At 46.2% G+C, this 16,134-nt stretch carries 10 protein-coding genes and 2 pseudogenes; 10 read left to right on the top strand and 2 right to left on the bottom strand.

Translation table 11 applies throughout. The features are described 5' to 3' along the window. The first annotated feature begins 95 nt into the window (after positions 1-95). From ACOJUN_RS11585 to ACOJUN_RS11620, 8 genes are all read left to right on the top strand, one after another. Complete coding sequence (locus tag ACOJUN_RS11585) at positions 96-1,136, top strand: ABC transporter transmembrane domain-containing protein (protein ID WP_422136759.1); 1,041 nt, start codon at positions 96-98, stop codon at positions 1,134-1,136. Between the two features lie 7 nt (positions 1,137-1,143). Beyond that, a complete protein-coding gene (locus tag ACOJUN_RS11590; RefSeq protein WP_422136760.1) occupies positions 1,144-2,232 on the top strand; it encodes an ATP-binding cassette domain-containing protein in 1,089 nt (362 codons plus the stop codon). Continuing rightward, positions 2,232-3,659, top strand: coding sequence for an HlyD family type I secretion periplasmic adaptor subunit (locus ACOJUN_RS11595; RefSeq protein ID WP_422136761.1), 1,428 nt, complete (start codon positions 2,232-2,234; stop codon positions 3,657-3,659). Before ACOJUN_RS11590 ends, ACOJUN_RS11595 begins: the two co-directional genes overlap by 1 nt. A 50-nt stretch (positions 3,660-3,709) precedes the next feature. Further along, a complete protein-coding gene (locus ACOJUN_RS11600) occupies positions 3,710-4,237 on the top strand; it encodes a hypothetical protein (RefSeq protein WP_422136762.1) in 528 nt (175 codons plus the stop codon). 93 nt (positions 4,238-4,330) lie between these two features. Beyond that, on the top strand, positions 4,331-5,074 hold the full coding sequence (locus ACOJUN_RS11605; RefSeq protein ID WP_422136763.1) for a hypothetical protein: 744 nt from the start codon (positions 4,331-4,333) through the stop codon (positions 5,072-5,074). A 9-nt stretch (positions 5,075-5,083) separates the two neighbouring features. Beyond that, positions 5,084-6,289, top strand: coding sequence for a hypothetical protein (locus ACOJUN_RS11610; protein ID WP_422136764.1), 1,206 nt, complete (start codon positions 5,084-5,086; stop codon positions 6,287-6,289). Continuing rightward, positions 6,286-7,116, top strand: coding sequence for a hypothetical protein (locus ACOJUN_RS11615; RefSeq protein WP_422136765.1), 831 nt, complete (start codon positions 6,286-6,288; stop codon positions 7,114-7,116). Before ACOJUN_RS11610 ends, ACOJUN_RS11615 begins: the two co-directional genes overlap by 4 nt. A 12-nt stretch (positions 7,117-7,128) precedes the next feature. Then, positions 7,129-8,082: a hypothetical protein gene (locus ACOJUN_RS11620; RefSeq protein ID WP_422136766.1), complete on the top strand. Its 954-nt coding sequence runs from the start codon at positions 7,129-7,131 to the stop codon at positions 8,080-8,082. On the opposite strand, the pseudogene ACOJUN_RS11625 reads toward ACOJUN_RS11620, so the two are convergent. Both ACOJUN_RS11625 and ACOJUN_RS11630 read right to left on the bottom strand, forming a co-directional pair. Further along, positions 8,039-9,672 (bottom strand): annotated as a pseudogene (locus tag ACOJUN_RS11625) (IS1634 family transposase). The gene ACOJUN_RS11620 and the pseudogene ACOJUN_RS11625 sit on opposite strands and share 44 nt — an antisense overlap. A 133-nt stretch (positions 9,673-9,805) precedes the next feature. Continuing rightward, positions 9,806-10,201, bottom strand: a pseudogene (locus tag ACOJUN_RS11630) (IS30 family transposase); the annotation flags it as partial. Positions 10,202-10,426: 225 nt separating this feature from the next. On the opposite strand from ACOJUN_RS11630, the gene ACOJUN_RS11635 reads away from it, so the two are divergent. Together ACOJUN_RS11635 and ACOJUN_RS11640 are read left to right on the top strand one after the other, a co-directional pair. Then, positions 10,427-11,665, top strand: coding sequence for an ISL3 family transposase (locus tag ACOJUN_RS11635; RefSeq protein ID WP_422136767.1), 1,239 nt, complete (start codon positions 10,427-10,429; stop codon positions 11,663-11,665). 267 nt (positions 11,666-11,932) lie between these two features. After that, on the top strand, positions 11,933-15,808 hold the full coding sequence (locus ACOJUN_RS11640) for a WD40 domain-containing protein (RefSeq protein WP_422136768.1): 3,876 nt from the start codon (positions 11,933-11,935) through the stop codon (positions 15,806-15,808). The last annotated feature ends 326 nt before the right edge of the window (positions 15,809-16,134 follow it).

A 16,134-nucleotide genomic window follows, 5' to 3' on the forward strand; every position in this document is an offset into this window, starting at 1 on the left:
TTGGTGACATTTAGTGGTAAATCTTGACAAGCACTGCCATAAAAGTATCCAATCCAAACTCACAAGGAACAGAATAATTATAGGAAGTCGCACCGATGGATGGTGTACGCAGTTCGGAATCAGCAGTGACCTGTCTGGTGATGCTGGCCCGTTTTCATGGATTGGCCGCTCAGCCGGAGCAGATCAAACACCAGTTTGGTGATTCCGATCGACCTGTTGAGGGGTTAGACCTTTTAAGGGCCGCAAAATTTTTAAAGCTCAAGGCTCGTCGTACAGAAGTTCAGTGTGAAAAACTTCAAGATCTGCCTCTACCCGCCATTGCCCGTCACTCTGATGGCCATTACTTTATCATTGCCCGCTTTCATGATGGCAAAGCACTGATTCAGGACCCTTTGAAAGACCGGCCTGAAACGGTATCGCTGGATGTACTGGTAACCCTGTTCACTGGTGAACTCTTTCTATTCACCAAGCGATCATTGCTACCAGGGGGAATGGCAAAATTCGACTTCAGTTGGTTTATTCCGGCCATACTCAAGCATAAAAAACTGATTTATGAAGTGCTGCTGGCATCCTTCTTTATTCAGCTCTTTGCCCTGATTACGCCTCTGTTCTTCCAGGTCATTATCGACAAGGTTCTTGTCAATCAGGCACTAACGACACTGGATGTATTGGCTTTTGGTCTGCTCGTGCTGTCAGTCTTTGATATTGTGCTGAATGGGCTCAGGAACTATGTGTTCAGCCATACTACCAATCGGGTAGATGTGGTGCTGGGTTCCCGGCTTTTTAATCACCTGCTCCGCTTGCCCGTTGCTTTTTTTCATGCCCGCAGAGTCGGTGACACGGTAGCCCGTGTCCGTGAGCTGGATACAATTCGGGAGTTTATTACCGGTTCTGCGCTGACGCTGTGTATTGATTTGTTGTTTACTATCATTTTCTTTGTAGTAATGTACCTCTACAGCCCGACACTGACCTGGATTGTTCTCGGCTCTATTCCTTTCTATATCATTCTGTCCCTGATAGTAACGCCTGTTCTTCGTGCCCGATTGAATGAAAAGTTCAAGAGAGGCGCAGAAAACCAGTCCTTTCTGGTGGAATCTGTCACCGGGATGGAAACCATTAAAAAGCAGTGCGGTTGAGCCTCAGATGCAACGAGTCTGGGAAGATCAGCTTGCAGCTTATGTCTCTGCCGCGTTCCGGGCGATGAACCTGGGTAATATTGCCAGCCAGTTTGCAGGGCTAATCAACAAGGTAGTCACAGTGCTGATTCTCTGGGTTGGCGCCACCCTGGTGATCAATGGTGAGCTATCGGTCGGTATGCTGATTGCCTTCAATATGATTGCTGGCAGGGTCAGTGCACCTATTTTGAAACTGGTTCAACTTTGGCAGGACTTTCAGCAGGCAGGTATTTCCGTTCAGCGGCTGGGCGATGTTCTGAATAAACCCACAGAGCCGGGACATGACCCAAATCGTACGACACTTCCAACACTGAAGGGTGTTGTCAAGTTTGAACATGTCACGTTCCGCTATCAACCCGATCGTCCTGCTGTCTTGAATGGCATCTCCATCGCCGTCAAACCGGGTGAAGTCATTGGCATTGTCGGTCGCTCCGGTTCAGGAAAAAGCACACTTACCAAACTGGTACAGCGACTTTATGTGCCTGAGTCTGGTCGAGTATTGGTCGATGGCATTGACCTTGCGTTAGTCGAGCCCGCCTGGTTGAGAAGGCAAGTCGGCGTGGTGCTTCAGGAAAACTTTCTGTTTAACCGCTCAGTACGCGACAACATAGCACTGGCTGATCCGGGTGCCTCTATTGAGCGGGTCACTGCTGCCGCCCAGCTGGCAGGTGCCCATGACTTTATTCTTGAATTGCCTGAAGGTTATGACACTCAGGTTGGTGAACAGGGTAGCTCCCTCTCTGGTGGGCAGAAACAGCGTATTGCCATAGCTCGGGCATTACTGACCAATCCGAAAATTCTGATCTTCGATGAAGCCACCAGTGCCCTGGACTACGAGTCCGAGCATATTATCCAACAGAATATGAAGCGGATCAGCCGGGGTAGGACGGTTTTTATTATTGCCCATCGTCTTTCAACTGTGCGGGATGCTGACCGCATCATTGTCATGGAAAAAGGTCGTATTGTGGAAGAAGGCGCTCATGATCAACTGGTTAAGCAAGGCGGCCATTACGCCCGACTGAATGCCCATCAACATGGTTTGCGGGAGGCTATCTAATGGTCAGACCACTTTGGGAAAAAGCGACCAGGTTCCTGTTGTCCAGAACAGAAAAGCAGGCAGCATTGCACAATACACGACGCCAATTTCTACCGGCAGCTCTGGAAGTGGAGGAAACACCGGCGAACCCGACCAGCCGAATAATTGTAAAAACCATCATCCTGTTATTCACAATAGCCATTGTGTGGGCTTGCGTGGGCAGGATTGATATTGTTGCCACGGCACAGGGCAAAATCGTACCGGGCGAGCGCGTAAAAACCATTCAGCCGATGGTGATAGGTGAAGTACAGGCCATTCACGTTCGGGAAGGCGATGAGGTGAAAGCTGGCGATCCACTGGTTTCTCTGGTTGGCATTGTGACCGAGGCAGAACTGGTCAGGCTGAAAAAAGAAATAATCGCTCTTGAGCTGCAACTGGCCAGACAACGGGCGTTTGTTAGTTATCTTGATCAACCAGCCCAAGACCAGCCGGACAGTATCCGGGTACCCCAATATAAGCCAGCTGACCAGTACTCGAGTGGCTCGCCGACACAGGAAACACTGGCTTTTGAAGAACAGTTGCTTGCCCAGCAGATAGAAGACTACTTAACGGCTTCAGACACCCTAAAGAGCCAGCTTAAGAGTAAAGTGGCTGAGCAGCGGACTATTGAAGCTATCGTCAGCAAGCTCCAGCGGATTTTACCGATCATTGAAGAGCGAACACTGGCACTGGAGGGGCTCTACAAAAAGAACTTCGGCTCAAGGGTTCAGTATCTCGAACTGGAACAGCAACGCATAGAGCTGGAAGAAGATATCAAGGCACAAAAAGCGTCGGTTCAGCAGCTGGTCGCAGAACAGGAAGAGACTCAAAACCAGCTGCACAGCCTCCATGCCCAGAAACGCCGGGAGAGCCTGGATCAACAGGAGCAGGTTCGTCGCCAGCTGACCAGCCTGAAGCAGGAAAGCATCAAGGCCCAGGAACTGCATGACCAGCAGAAGATTGTTTCGCCCATAGACGGCACAGTGCAGCAACTACAGATCCACACTATTGGCGGTGTCGTCCAGCCTGCACAGGCACTGATGCAGATCGTACCTAAAGAAGCAACCATGGAAGTTGAAGCCTGGGTGCTGAACAAAGATATCGGCTTTGTGCAGGAAGGCCAGCGGGCAGAGGTGAAAATCGACACCTTCAACTTCACCAAATACGGTCTGATTGGGGGTGAGCTGATCAATATCTCCGACGACGCTGTACCCGATGAAAAGCAAGGATTGCGGTACCTGGCCAATGTCCAGATAGAAAAAGACTGGATGCTGGTAGAGAAAAGGAAAGTGAATCTGTCGCCTGGCATGAGTGTAGCTGTGGAAATTAAAACCGGGCAGCGGCGATTGATAGAATACTTTTTGAGTCCGCTTTTGAGGTTTAAGCAGGAGAGCATCAGGGAAAGGTAAAGCCTTTTTCTGGGCAGTCTATTTTATTGATTCAGTTACAGGTAGAGAGAATGAAGAAGAGAAAAGTAAAACAAGAAATGCAAGAACTACTCAACAAAGGTATGGGAAAAAGTGAAATTTACAAAAAATATCAGGATAACGGCCTACCAGAGAAAAAACTGGCCTTAATGGTAACTGCACTTCCTGATCCTTTCTTGTGCCAGAAGTATGAAAAAATGAATAACCTGCTTATTCTTATAATGTTCGTTCAGGCAAGCATCGCAGCTCTGATTGGTTTCAATACGGGGGCCTTGTTAGGAGGGCATAACATTATCCTTTTTGGTCTGATCAGTATTGCTGTGCCCGTACTGTTTATTATTGGTTTCTATCGCTATAGCTTAACAGCCTACAATGCTTTTCTTATCCTTGGCATTATCCAGTTCCCCCGCTTATTCAAAGATATAGGGCAAGTGCCAGTTTTTACCACTTTGGTCGTTGTCTTTTCAATATTGAGCTTGGGCTACGTCTGGTTTTTGAAAAGTAGGCTTTATCCAGACAGTGGACTGTTTGGTGTAAAGAAAGTTAATGAGTGGGGTTAACCACTTTAATAGCTATTATTGCTGTTTGAATATAAAAAAACTGATACGAAAGATTTTGGTAGTGATATTTTATTTTTGAGAAAAGATTAATAAATGTATAAGGTTTTTAAAATCATAGCTAAAGCCTCTGTTTTCGTTTTTCTCTTAGCTTTTATTATGTGCCTAGTGATCTTGGTGAGCTATAGAGAATATATCGATAGAGTAGTTATGGCATTTTACCCAGCTTATGGTCAAAGCCAATCCATAAGTATGGAGCTTGAATATATCAGTATACCAAGTATTAGTGGAAGTAGTGCTAATAATAAGGTGGTTTATTTTGGTATACCTAAAACATACTTATTATATAACAATGAAGAAGAAAGTAGCCGTGATTTAATTCGTCTGCAGTTATTTTTAAAAAATGGTGATCTACATTCACGGGCAGATTTTTTTAGCGGTAGTTTAAAAAAGAGTGAAGACTATTATATGATTTTTGTTGATATACAAACATCTAATGGTCTTTATATTAAAGAGCGTTCTATTCCGAGAATAAGAAAACCGAATACTTATAAGTATGTTAGCTTTTATGAAGATTTTGTTCGATATGAAAATGAACGAAATACTGGAACTAACTACATACTTTTGCCAAAAAAACAGGAGAATGAAAATGGAATATACATAGACTGTCCAAAAAATGGAAATCCAAAAAACCTTCTTTGTACTGCTTACTCTCACCTTAATAGAGATGTTGCGTATTCATTTATGGTTAAAGCTATTGAGATTGACAGCTATAAGCAGATTGATAAGAAAGTCAGAAGAATGATTTTTGATTTTATGAAAAACCATAAGAAAAAATAGGACTTAAGTTTGAATATACAAGATATTCTATCAACTAAAGCAGTTGATCAAGTTACAGAACAACATTTGGCTATAATGGATAGCCTTATAAATCAGGGGAAGCGAGCTGAAGCATACATTTATTATGCAAAATTAAGCAACCTTAATGTTGAACAAACTAATCAACTTATGTTGCAGGCTCAAATAACAACTTATAGTGGTGTTATTGGCGGTGCAGCACTCGAAGGTAATTATGGAGCAAAAGTATCAGATCCAGAGAATTACAATTTATCACTAGATCAATTTACAGTGGATATAGAAAAAGGCTTGGTTAGTGCTATTAGAGCAGACATAGAGTCTGGTAATTCAGGAAGAATCACTCAAAACCAAATACAAAACGCTGATCAGGCTGTTTGGGCAAGTAAGGGGATGTATAGTTTATTTCCAGGTAATTATCAGACGCACGACAATATAAATGCAATAGATACTAATAATCTAAAAGATTACCTTCTGGCAGTAAGTGCGTTAGAGGGTTCTGGTTTAGGTAAGTTGCAATCGGAATTTTCGAGCATAGAGTATGACTCTATTTCAGATAATGGTTATACCTTATATGTCAGTAAAAAAACAGGTGTAGTAGAAGGTGTTTTTCCTGAAAGTGGCCCTTATGCTGTAGCAAATAAGTTTTATGATTCCATAGGGCTTTCAGAAGCTAGAGCTACAGAGCGAGATGCAAAGTGGAGCTTTTTAGGAGCAAACGGAAAAGAGTTTGATCCTAATGCTATTGCCCCTGAATATGGAATTAATATAGTTGAGGAGCTGAATGACGCTGTTGATGAAGTAAAGGGGGCAGCAGATTATCTTAGTTACTTGTTGAAAGAGTACTTTGGTGCGGAAAATCATGACGTAGACAACTCCCTCCTCGACATCGACACCCACACCACTCAGGGTACTTCCGAAAACTCGCATTTCGATCCAGAGCAGTCATCCAGCCTGATTGATGAGGGGTATCTGGAATACGACAGTAACTGGTATGCGCTCTCTACCGACAGCATTGTCAACGACAATGGCATTCACAACACCCTGATTGGCGATATCATCGGTAACGGATTACGGCCCGGTAACCATAACCTCAATCTGGAGTTCGACTATGGTCTGGGTTCTGTCTCCTCCCTCCACCAGGCTGTTGCCAGCAGCTATCCGGGTAGAGAACAACGAACAATGGAGCGATTGTCGTGATGAACCTCTTTTACTCCACGTTGGGATACGGGTACCTCCTGAAAAAACTGAAATCAGCGGTTAGCCTGGTTTTCTTATTGCCAGTCACCCTCTGGGCAGAACACAAACAATCTGACAACTTTCGGATCACCCGAGACCGCTCTAATTTTGTAGAGGGCATTGAAGGGAACGTCTGCAAAGCTTTTCTGGAGGTTATCAATCGTATTCCAGAAGAAAAGCTGTTGCCTTGTCACACCCCGGATTTCAGTGATAGCCCCTTTAATCTGGTGCCTTTTACGCCGCTGGACAGTAAACGACAGATTGAATACGGAAAGATTCTCTATCACCGGGATAATGGCACAGAAGCTTACCGGAATGCCTGGCCGGAGAAAGAAAAAGAGTATGAGACAGGCTACAGCAAACTCTCTGAGGCTTTTCTAGACTTGGATGGGGATGGGGTTAAAGAGCATGTAATTGAAGAACGAGTTCCAACCAAGCTTTGTATACCTTCAATAAAAGGAGAAGCGCTATCGACTAAGGAGAAGTGGGATGACTTAAGTAACGATCAAAGATATAGGGCTGCACAAAAGTACGGCTTCAGCAAACATTATGTTGTGTTCACAGCGGATAGAAAACGTGAATGGATGGCTTTGGTTGAGAATATTGTCCAGTATGAACAGCGTTTTTTTTCAATAGCAACAATATTCACTCTAGATCGAAAAAATAAGATAGGAAACTGGAGAGATAGGGAATGGGTTGAGCTAGATAGAATACAAAAAAACAGAAAAAAAGCTCGCTTCGAAGCATGGCCTTCATGCAAATATTGGCTTAATGAAAATGTAAAATGATAAAAGGATTTTATGATGAGTCTGTTCGAAGAAATAAAAAGATTGGAAGATGCAAAATTGAACGTTTATGCTGATTCCAAGGGCATTCCCACGATTGGGGTTGGTTATAATCTACAAGAACGAATAGTACTTGAAGCTGTACTGAACCAGTTTGGTTACAGCATTAATTCTATTGGAATTGATGAGTTCAAAACTCTTACGGATGAATTATTAGATATTTTTGATAAAACTTGGTCCCCACAAAACACGCCCACCTACACTATCCAGGTCAACCAAATCCTGTCGGACTATGCGATCAAGGTCACAGACGGCAGCAGCCCGAGAATCACCTTCACCTTTGAAAACACCACCACGGATATGGAGCCCGTATTCGATACGGCCATTGCTTTTATTGAAGACGATGTGGTCAACCGTCTTCAGGTTAAGCTGGGTACAAGCCAGCAAAATGCCCAGAACCTGTTTGATGGCCTGTCCGATGCCCATAAGGCTTCCCTGCTCTCTCTGGCTTATAACGGTGGTCCAGCGATTATTGGCAACAACCTGAGCAAGGCCATGGATGAAGGAGATTGGGCCAGTGCTTATTTTGAGATTGCCTATGCCAGTAACTGGAATGACACCGATGGTAATGGCCAGGGGGATACCCGAATCTACGGTATTCATCTCAGAAGACTGGATGAGGCCAGAAGCTTTTCGGAGAACCTGGATACGGCTCAGTCAAAGGCTTTGCTTGACAAGTTGTCTTCAGAAAAGAACCGTATCACGGGTTATTTAAATGAGCTAAAAAGCAGCCTTGAAAGTGGGGGTTACGCTGAGGTGGCCATTGCAAAACGGGTGGCCTTGTACGATGACCTGAATAATATGGCAAGAGACCTGAGAAATGAACTGGGCAGCTCTGGCGTTAATCCGCCTTTCACCACCCCTATCAGGAATACATGGACTCGTAAAAAATGCCCAAAATTTGAATGATCGTCCACTGCCTTTCCTTCAAGCCAATCACATGTTCCTCCTGATTATTGACCGTTAATACACTAAGCCCCTGGAAACAGAAAAATACCCATCTTGCTGTTGGGTTCTGGCAGGGTTTTTTTTCTGGTCTGGAAATACACGACTTTGCTTTTTCAGTTCCTGCCTGATTCTGTGCTGGATAGCAGCATAGACCATCAGGCATAGAGTCATCACCATTAACAGGGCTTCAATACGTTCCGCTTTCTTCAGATAGAGCGAAGAGACCAGAAAGTCCGGGCTCTTCAGAAACCGAAAGCCGCCTTCAACTTTTTGTTGCGACTTATAAGTAGACAGCAGCTCAGAGGCATTCAAACTATTTTTATCCAGTTCATTGGTGCTTAGGATAAAACAACCCAGTGAGGCTTCTGCATGCTCCCTTTTCTCGCAGGAAACAAAGCATTCAGCCTGCACAAAGTACTCGAAGTGATCAGGCTTGCTATCCGGCGATGGTCTTCCTTTGCCCGAATAGCAAGGTTTACGGATAACCTCTGGCTCTGTTTCGCTTTGGCAAAGTTTCGATTGTTTCTGCCACAAGGCAAAAGCCTTCAATGCATCGTCCCGGCACAAAAAGGCCTTTTTGCTCAGCTTCTCCAGATCACGGGCCTCTTTCAGTGACTGCTTTTGCATCTTTCGGGTCAATGTTTTCCGTTCACTAAGCCCGCGCTTTTTGTTGAGAAACAGGAACCATCGTTGCTGAACCCCTCCGTAGCAGGAAGGCACTTCAGCTGAGTAGTAATCTTCATAGCCTTCAACAGGCACCAGCGACATGGTTGGCGCTTTGCAGACCAGCTCCTTTGCCTCCTTGATGTTCAGGGGCACCCGGGAGATAAACAGCTGCTTTTGCTCATCAAGCAACTGAAGGGTTTCTGCAACATACATGACAGCATCAGCAACCAGATAGCGGCTATTCAAAGCGGCCTTAAAACATGACAGATGATTTTTGATAATTTCCTGAAAACAGGTTTTGTCGTTTACATTACCGCTGGCAGGGGCCATAAACACAGGGATGCCCGCCTGATTTTCAGTCATTAACTGCAAGACTACCTGATTCAGGTCAGGCCGGTGGTCACGGCTGTAACCTTGGCAGATATGAATACAATTTAAGTCGTCTGGATTGTCATGACTGTTATAGACTCCATCCACATGAAAGCTGGTGCCATCCAGATTTAATGCCTTGCAAGGAAGTTTCAGATGATTGACGACCTTGACGGCCAGATTGAGATACAAGTCGCTAACACCAGCGTCGTACAAACTGTCGAGAGCCCGACCAAGTACCTTGTCGTTCAAGTGTTCAGCCTGTATATCTTCCCCGATAAGGCGGTCAATCGGCTTATCCTCAAAAAACTCAGGGAGCATGTACAGAGTTTGCCCCGTAAAGCCCAAGCCATTGATGATCATTGCAACTACAGCTTGTCCAATAGTGACATTACGAACATCGGAGTCATTTGTGATACGGGCATCAATGTATTCGGCTATCTTTAACTCCCGACACATAGCGGCAACCAAGCCAAGGTGGTTGAGGTTCTTAGACTGGTATTGAGCTTGAGGCATGTTGGTGCACCTGAATGTCTGTTTATTTCTTTGACAACAGATTTTAGGCAAATATCAATCGGGGTGGTGAAAGGCAGTTTTATCCTCAATTTCTTGCAATCCTCGCTACGGACGCTTAAGTCCGACAGGCTGCTAGTGCCATTTTCTTGGGCCAGGTTCGCCGAATGATGCCATTCGTGTTTTCGTTAGTTCCTCGCTGATAACTGGCATAAGGTTTGGCAAAGTAAACATCCGCATTGAATGCCTTGCTGACCTTCTCGTGAGCAGCAAACTCACCCCCGTTATCCAGTGTAATTGTATTAACCGATGAGACGCGCTTCAGAAGTTCTATCATCCTATCTGCCACGGTTTCAGCTTGCTTGGTGTCAACTTTTCCAATCAATGTTAAACGACTCTTACGATCAACAAGGGTAACCAGGTGGGCGTTCTGTCCAAAGACGGTATCGCCCTCCCAATCCCCTATGCGAGATCGCAAACCAATGATCTCAGGACGTTCCTTGATATCGATCCGGTTTGGGATAAGTGCGACCGAGGTCTTTTTTTATGTTCCGGAGAACACTTGATCTGAGACAGTATATAAGTGACGCCGGATTAAACTGCTTCTGGCTATTCATATTTTTCAGAGCTCACATACCCGTTAAAACTGTGTTGACGCGTCCGACTATAATCAATTGGTTCTTTTGAAAAACGAGTGGCTAACGGAGTATAGTGCTCTCTCAATCTTTCCCGTTAAACTAACCTGAGTTACCTCTCCATGGAAGACCTGTTTCAGACAGCTCTCGGCATCGCCTCTCCCTGGTTTATTGAGTCTGTTAAGTTCAACACTGAGCAGTCACGGCTGGACATATACGTTAACTTCCAGAAAGGCTCTACCTTCCGGGACAGCATAGAGGATGACCCTTCCGGCAAGGCATACACAGCCTTTGACACTGTTAAGAAAACCTGGCGGCATCTGAACTTCTTCCAGCATGAGTGCTACCTGCATGCTCGTGTACCACGGATTAAACGAGATGATGGCAGAGTCCGTCTGATTCCTCCGCCCTGGAGTGGCAAGCTCAGCGGTTTTACCCTCTTGTTTGAGGCTTTCCTAATCCAAATGTGCCGATCAATGCCGATTCACCACGTCAGCAAGATAACCGGGGTTTCTGACTACCGGCTATGGATACTTCTTGAACTCTACGTCAATGCGTCCAGATTTGATGAAGACTACAGTCGTTTACATACCTTGGGCATGGATGAAACATCGGCCACCAAAGGGCATGACTACATCACGCTATTTGTGGACCTTGAGGAAAAGAAAACCCTATTTGTCGCTGACGGAAAAAGCAGTGATACCGTTAAGGCGTTTACAGAGGACCTGAAAGAGCACAATGGCAAGCCGGAACAGGTCAAACAAGTGAGCTGCGATATGTCGCCAGCCTTTATCAAAGGAGTTCGAGAGGAGCTGCCATCAGCAGAAATCACCTTTGACAAGTTCCACATCATCAAGATCATCAACGAAGCTGTCGACAAGGTTCGCCGGGAAGAAGCTAAAACCAACCCGCTGCTTAAGGGGGCGAAGTACATCCTGTTAAAGAATGAAAGCAACTTGACGGCAAAGCAAAAAACACATCGTGAAAGTCTGAGTTTGCCTGGCCTCAACCTGAAGTCAATTCGAGCTTTGCAGATACGGGAGACCTTTCAGCAGCTCTACACGGCGACCAACAGAGAAGAGTTTGAAGCAAGGCTCAAGAAGTGGTACTTCTGGGCAACACACAGCCGCCTGAAGCCTGTTATCAATGCAGCGAAAACCATCAAACGACATTGGGATGGCGTTATTCAGTGGAAAGACAGCCAAATCAACAATGGCTTACTGGAGGGGTTAAACTCGGTGATACAGGCTGCAAAGCGAAAGGCAAGGGAATATAAGAAGCCACACTTCAAGATAATGGTATATTTGCTGACAGGAAAGCTCGACTTCAGTAGGGTGAGCGAAGCCTGCTTACCCACTTAAAATTCAAAAGAACCAATCAATTTCAATATATTCAAACACCGCCTGACGCATCTGCTGCCCCATTCATCATAGGCATACAAAGCTGCGTTTCTACTTTCAAAGAATGAAAGTAGCTTTCAACGCAAGCATTATTTCAGCAATCAACTTTACGACTCTTACTTTGCTCTCATTCGTTTTTGTAGAGGATGTTTCTAAAGGTTTTTAAACCCTACTGGCTTCCTCGACCACGAAGTGAAGTGTCGGTAGACAGAACTCTGGAGAATGGCAATGGGTATTGCAAAGAGCTTGTCTATTGCGGGTTTGGTTCTCTTATTGGCATCAAGCTGTATGCAGGCATTTGCTCAAACGGCCGTTACTGCCTCGCCAACAATGCAACCTCAACTGATCCACGGGCTTAATATAGATCCGAACATGTTGCCGGTAACGACCGCTCCAACACCCACAGGAGGCGTTGTCCCACCAAGACATTGTGGGCCCCACAGGGTTATGAGTGTCTCATGGAATAAGGACAGTACACTCATGGCTGTGGGAATGGGTTCCGGCGGTTCCGGATGCCCTTTTTCAGGTCCCGTACAAATCTTTGATATGAGTGACCCGGCGAGGCCCAGACTGCTGCATACCCTGCACGATTTTAAAGACCGGGTGAGGGCTGTTGCCTTCAACCACGACGGCACCCGGCTGGCAGTCGGGGGAGATGATAAAAAGGTCAGGATTTATGACCCAGTGTCCCCGTCCGCCCCCCTTGCTACCCTGTCCGATGCGACAGGCCCGATTCGCAGCGTTAAATACAATCACGGCGGCACTCAGCTGGCAGTGGGTGGGAACGATCAAAAGGTCAGGATTTATGACCCAAGGGACCTGTCCATTCGCCCGACAATTCTGACCGATTCACGAGGCTGGGTAATGGACATTGACTACAGCCACGACGACACCGAACTGGCAACGGTATCAAGAGACTACAGACTCAGGGTTTATGACCCGAGGGATCTGTCCATTGCCCCGCAAGCTAAGATCCCTTGGCTTGGTCAAATGCGGAGCGTTAAATTCAACCACGATGGGACGCTGCTGGCAATTGGGGGAAGTGATCTTGGAAGGCCGGAAAAAAGGGTTGGGGTTTATGACACAAAGAACCTGGCCAGCACGAAGTATACTCTGTTGGGTGCGACAGACAAGGTCATGAGCATTGACTTCAATCACGACAGCACCCGAATCGCCGCCGGGTCGGCTGATTATAAGGTCAGGATATATGACATGTTGAATCTGCCTGGCGTTTTGTACACCCTCTCTGATGCGACAGATGTTGTACGGAGCGTTGAATACAACCACGACGGCACCCTGCTGGCAGTTGGGGCGGAAGATGGAAAGGTGAGGATTTATCAGGTCGCTACAGGAGCGCCAGCGACAACATCGTCATCTGCGCGTCCCTCAACCAGTCAACTCACAACTGCTTCGCCATCTGCACGTCCCTCAACCAGTATACCTACCACTGCTTCTACAACCATTTCGAGATCTCCATTAGGAAATTCAACGCTGACCAGACCTTCATCGTCGTATACAACCCAGCCAACAACGTCTGGTACTACAAACATGCGCCCTCTATTGATCCATGTGATTAATATAGATCCGAACGTTTTGCCGGTAACGACTGCTCCAACACCCACAGGAGGCGTTGTCCCACCAAGATATTGTGGGCCTCACAGGGTTATGGGTGTCTCATGGAATATGAACAGTATGCTCATGGCTGTGGGAATGGGTTCCGGCGGTTCCGGATGCCCTATTTCAGGCCCCGTACAAATCTTTGATATGAGTGACCCGGCGAGGCCCAGACTGCTGCATACCCTGCACGATTTTAAAGACTGGGTGAGGTCCGTTGCCTTCAACCACGACGGCACCCGGCTGGCAGTCGGTGGGGATGATAAAAAGGTCAGGATTTATGACCCAGTGTCCCCGTCCACCCCCCTTGCTACCCTGTCTGATGCGACAGGAGCGGTACGCAGCGTTAAATACAACCACGACAGCACCCAGCTGGCAGTGGGTGGGCAAGATCAAAAGGTCAGGATTTATGACCCGAATGACCTGTCCATTTCCCCGCACACTCTGTCCGATGCAAGTGATTGGGTAATGAGTGTTGACTACAACTACGACGGCACCCAGCTGGCAGTGGGAGGGAGAGATAAAAAGGTCAGGGTTTATGACCCGAGGGATCTGTCCATTTTCCCGCGCATTCTGCAGGATTCAAACGGTCAGGTACGGAGCGTTAAATACAATCACGACGGCACTCAGCTGGCAACTGGGGGAAGTGATAATAAGGCACGGAATAGGGTCAGGATTTATAACCCGAATGACCTGACCTTTGCGCCGCAAGTTCTGTCCGATGCGAGAGACTGGATCATGAGCATCGACTTCAATCACGACGGCACCCAGCTCGCAGTTGGGTCGGGTGATCGAAGGGTTAGGATATATGACATGTCGAATACATCTGACCTCCTGCACACCAAACTGCCCCCGCCCATTGCGTCCAAGGCAATAAATCCAACACGCCCCCTGTACATCATCTCTGATGCGAAAAACGATGTACGGAGCGTTGAGTATAATCACGACGGCACCCTGCTGGCAGTTGGGGGGGAAGATGAAAAGGTCAGGATTTATCGTTTCGATATAAGAGCGTCAGCTACAACATCGTCATCTACACGTCTCTCAACCAGTAAACTAACCACTGCTTCGTTCTTTGCAAGTCACTCAACCAGTAAACTCGCCACTGCTTCTACAACCATTTCGGGAGTTCCATCAGAAAATTCAACGCTGATCACGCATTCATCGTCGTATACAGCCCTGCCTCACAATACAAAAGCGCCAAGCCTGCCGGGTAGTTGCCCGCAGCCAGAAGGAATACCCCTGTTTCAAGCGTATGATGCAAAAAATGAGCAGATATACGTTGTCATTCAGCCTGAGTCGCATACCAAAAAGGTTAATCTGGCACGTTATAAAGGCTCTGAACTGGATGAACAATTTGGTCTGTGTGGCATTGTGACTTACACAACCTCTGCCAGCAGTTTCAGAAGGTTGGCTTCCTATCAGTCTCTGGCTGGACAGGTTATTCACGAAACTACAGGCTCTCACCTTGACCTTATTGCAACGCCAACGTCTGGAAAAACGGTTCTGTTGGAGTTTCCGTTAATTGTCGGCCAGGGATACCGGGCACGATTCAGCGTACACGACAAGGTATTTCCTGAAGGGGTTCAAATTAATGATACTGCTCATCATCAAGGTGTCATGTATTTAACAGGAAAAATCAATAACAAACTGTTGATGAGCAGTTATCATCAACAACGACTCACGTTTCCTAAAAAATGTTTTAAGAGCGATGGGGAACGAGGACTTTTTTTGAGGGTTTCCCCAGATGGCAAGCACCTTTATGTAACAGGCATCAGTGGCGGTAAAAATGCGCCCTATTCTGTATTTATAAGACAGTTCGAAAAAAAACAACTCAATCCCGCTTTCTCTTTTGGATACAATGGCAAAGAGATAGTAATTGACACAAACATTGAAAGTGACAACAGTCTGCAGGACATTCTGATTCAAAAGAACCATGTTTATGTTGCCGTATTCAACCCAGCATCAGAGAAACTCTCCATTTGTCGGTTCGCCACTGACAATGGACAAATGGATAGCGCTTTTATTATTGACGATACGATTCGTTGTTCTTCAGGCACATCTGGTAGGTTTTTAACCGTTAGACTGGTGACTGCGAAAAATTGTTTGCAAGCCATTATTTACAACAGTAATGGGCAACTGTCTGTTATTACTTATGAAAATCAGGTCAATGTCCATCATTTTGACACCGCATTCAAGATCCCGGCAACAAGGTCAATGCGCCCGGTTTTTGTGGGCAATAACGCCTATCTGGCAGCTGCATACGCCGATATTGAGAAGGGTACCCGGCATGTCCGGATGCAGGTGATTTCTCTGCATCTTGAGAACCTGTCGCCTTCACCCCCCGGAGAATTCCCTGAGTGGGGTATTGGGCTTATTACAGTGGTTGTTGTGGTCCTGGTTGTCGCGGTTTCAGTCTTAGTCCATAAGAAGTTCAGGAGGAAACCACCCGTTCCAGTAAGTGATGCCACGAATGCGCTCCAAGAGTGATGATCATTAATAACCACCAAACAGTCTGGCAACCAGATCAACCCGCTGATGATCCTCTGGGATTAACGAGAAGACACCTGACATTCCTGTACAGCGTATCAAAGCCCATTATCAGCAAATAGGGTCAGCAACGCTTCCGCATGAAATCGTATATATTTATCCATACCGAAAATGGTGATTTTTTTTAACGATGTGCTTACGAGGATCCAGTAATCACAGTACAGCAGCGTTAACATCTGGAAATGAATGGATTGATAGCTACCTATCTGAAAGTCGTCGTAAGATACAGCGTTTAGCAGAAGATGTTGAAGAGCTGATTGAAGCGC

It is taken from the genome of Endozoicomonas sp. ALD040, assembly GCF_049275945.1.
GTDB lineage: Bacteria > Pseudomonadota > Gammaproteobacteria > Pseudomonadales > Endozoicomonadaceae > Endozoicomonas_A.

Bases quoted from the DNA above. Each gene is read 5' to 3' on its own strand.
- ACOJUN_RS11640 (WP_422136768.1), top strand. From the start codon at position 11,933: ATGGGTATTGCAAAGAGCTTGTCTATTGCGGGTTTGGTTCTCTTATTG.
- ACOJUN_RS11605 (WP_422136763.1), top strand. From the start codon at position 4,331: ATGTATAAGGTTTTTAAAATCATAGCTAAAGCCTCTGTTTTCGTTTTT.
- ACOJUN_RS11585 (WP_422136759.1), top strand. From the start codon at position 96: ATGGATGGTGTACGCAGTTCGGAATCAGCAGTGACCTGTCTGGTGATG.
- ACOJUN_RS11600 (WP_422136762.1), top strand. From the start codon at position 3,710: ATGAAGAAGAGAAAAGTAAAACAAGAAATGCAAGAACTACTCAACAAA.
- ACOJUN_RS11595 (WP_422136761.1), top strand. From the start codon at position 2,232: ATGGTCAGACCACTTTGGGAAAAAGCGACCAGGTTCCTGTTGTCCAGA.
- ACOJUN_RS11620 (WP_422136766.1), top strand. From the start codon at position 7,129: ATGATGAGTCTGTTCGAAGAAATAAAAAGATTGGAAGATGCAAAATTG.
- ACOJUN_RS11635 (WP_422136767.1), top strand. From the start codon at position 10,427: ATGGAAGACCTGTTTCAGACAGCTCTCGGCATCGCCTCTCCCTGGTTT.
- ACOJUN_RS11590 (WP_422136760.1), top strand. From the start codon at position 1,144: ATGCAACGAGTCTGGGAAGATCAGCTTGCAGCTTATGTCTCTGCCGCG.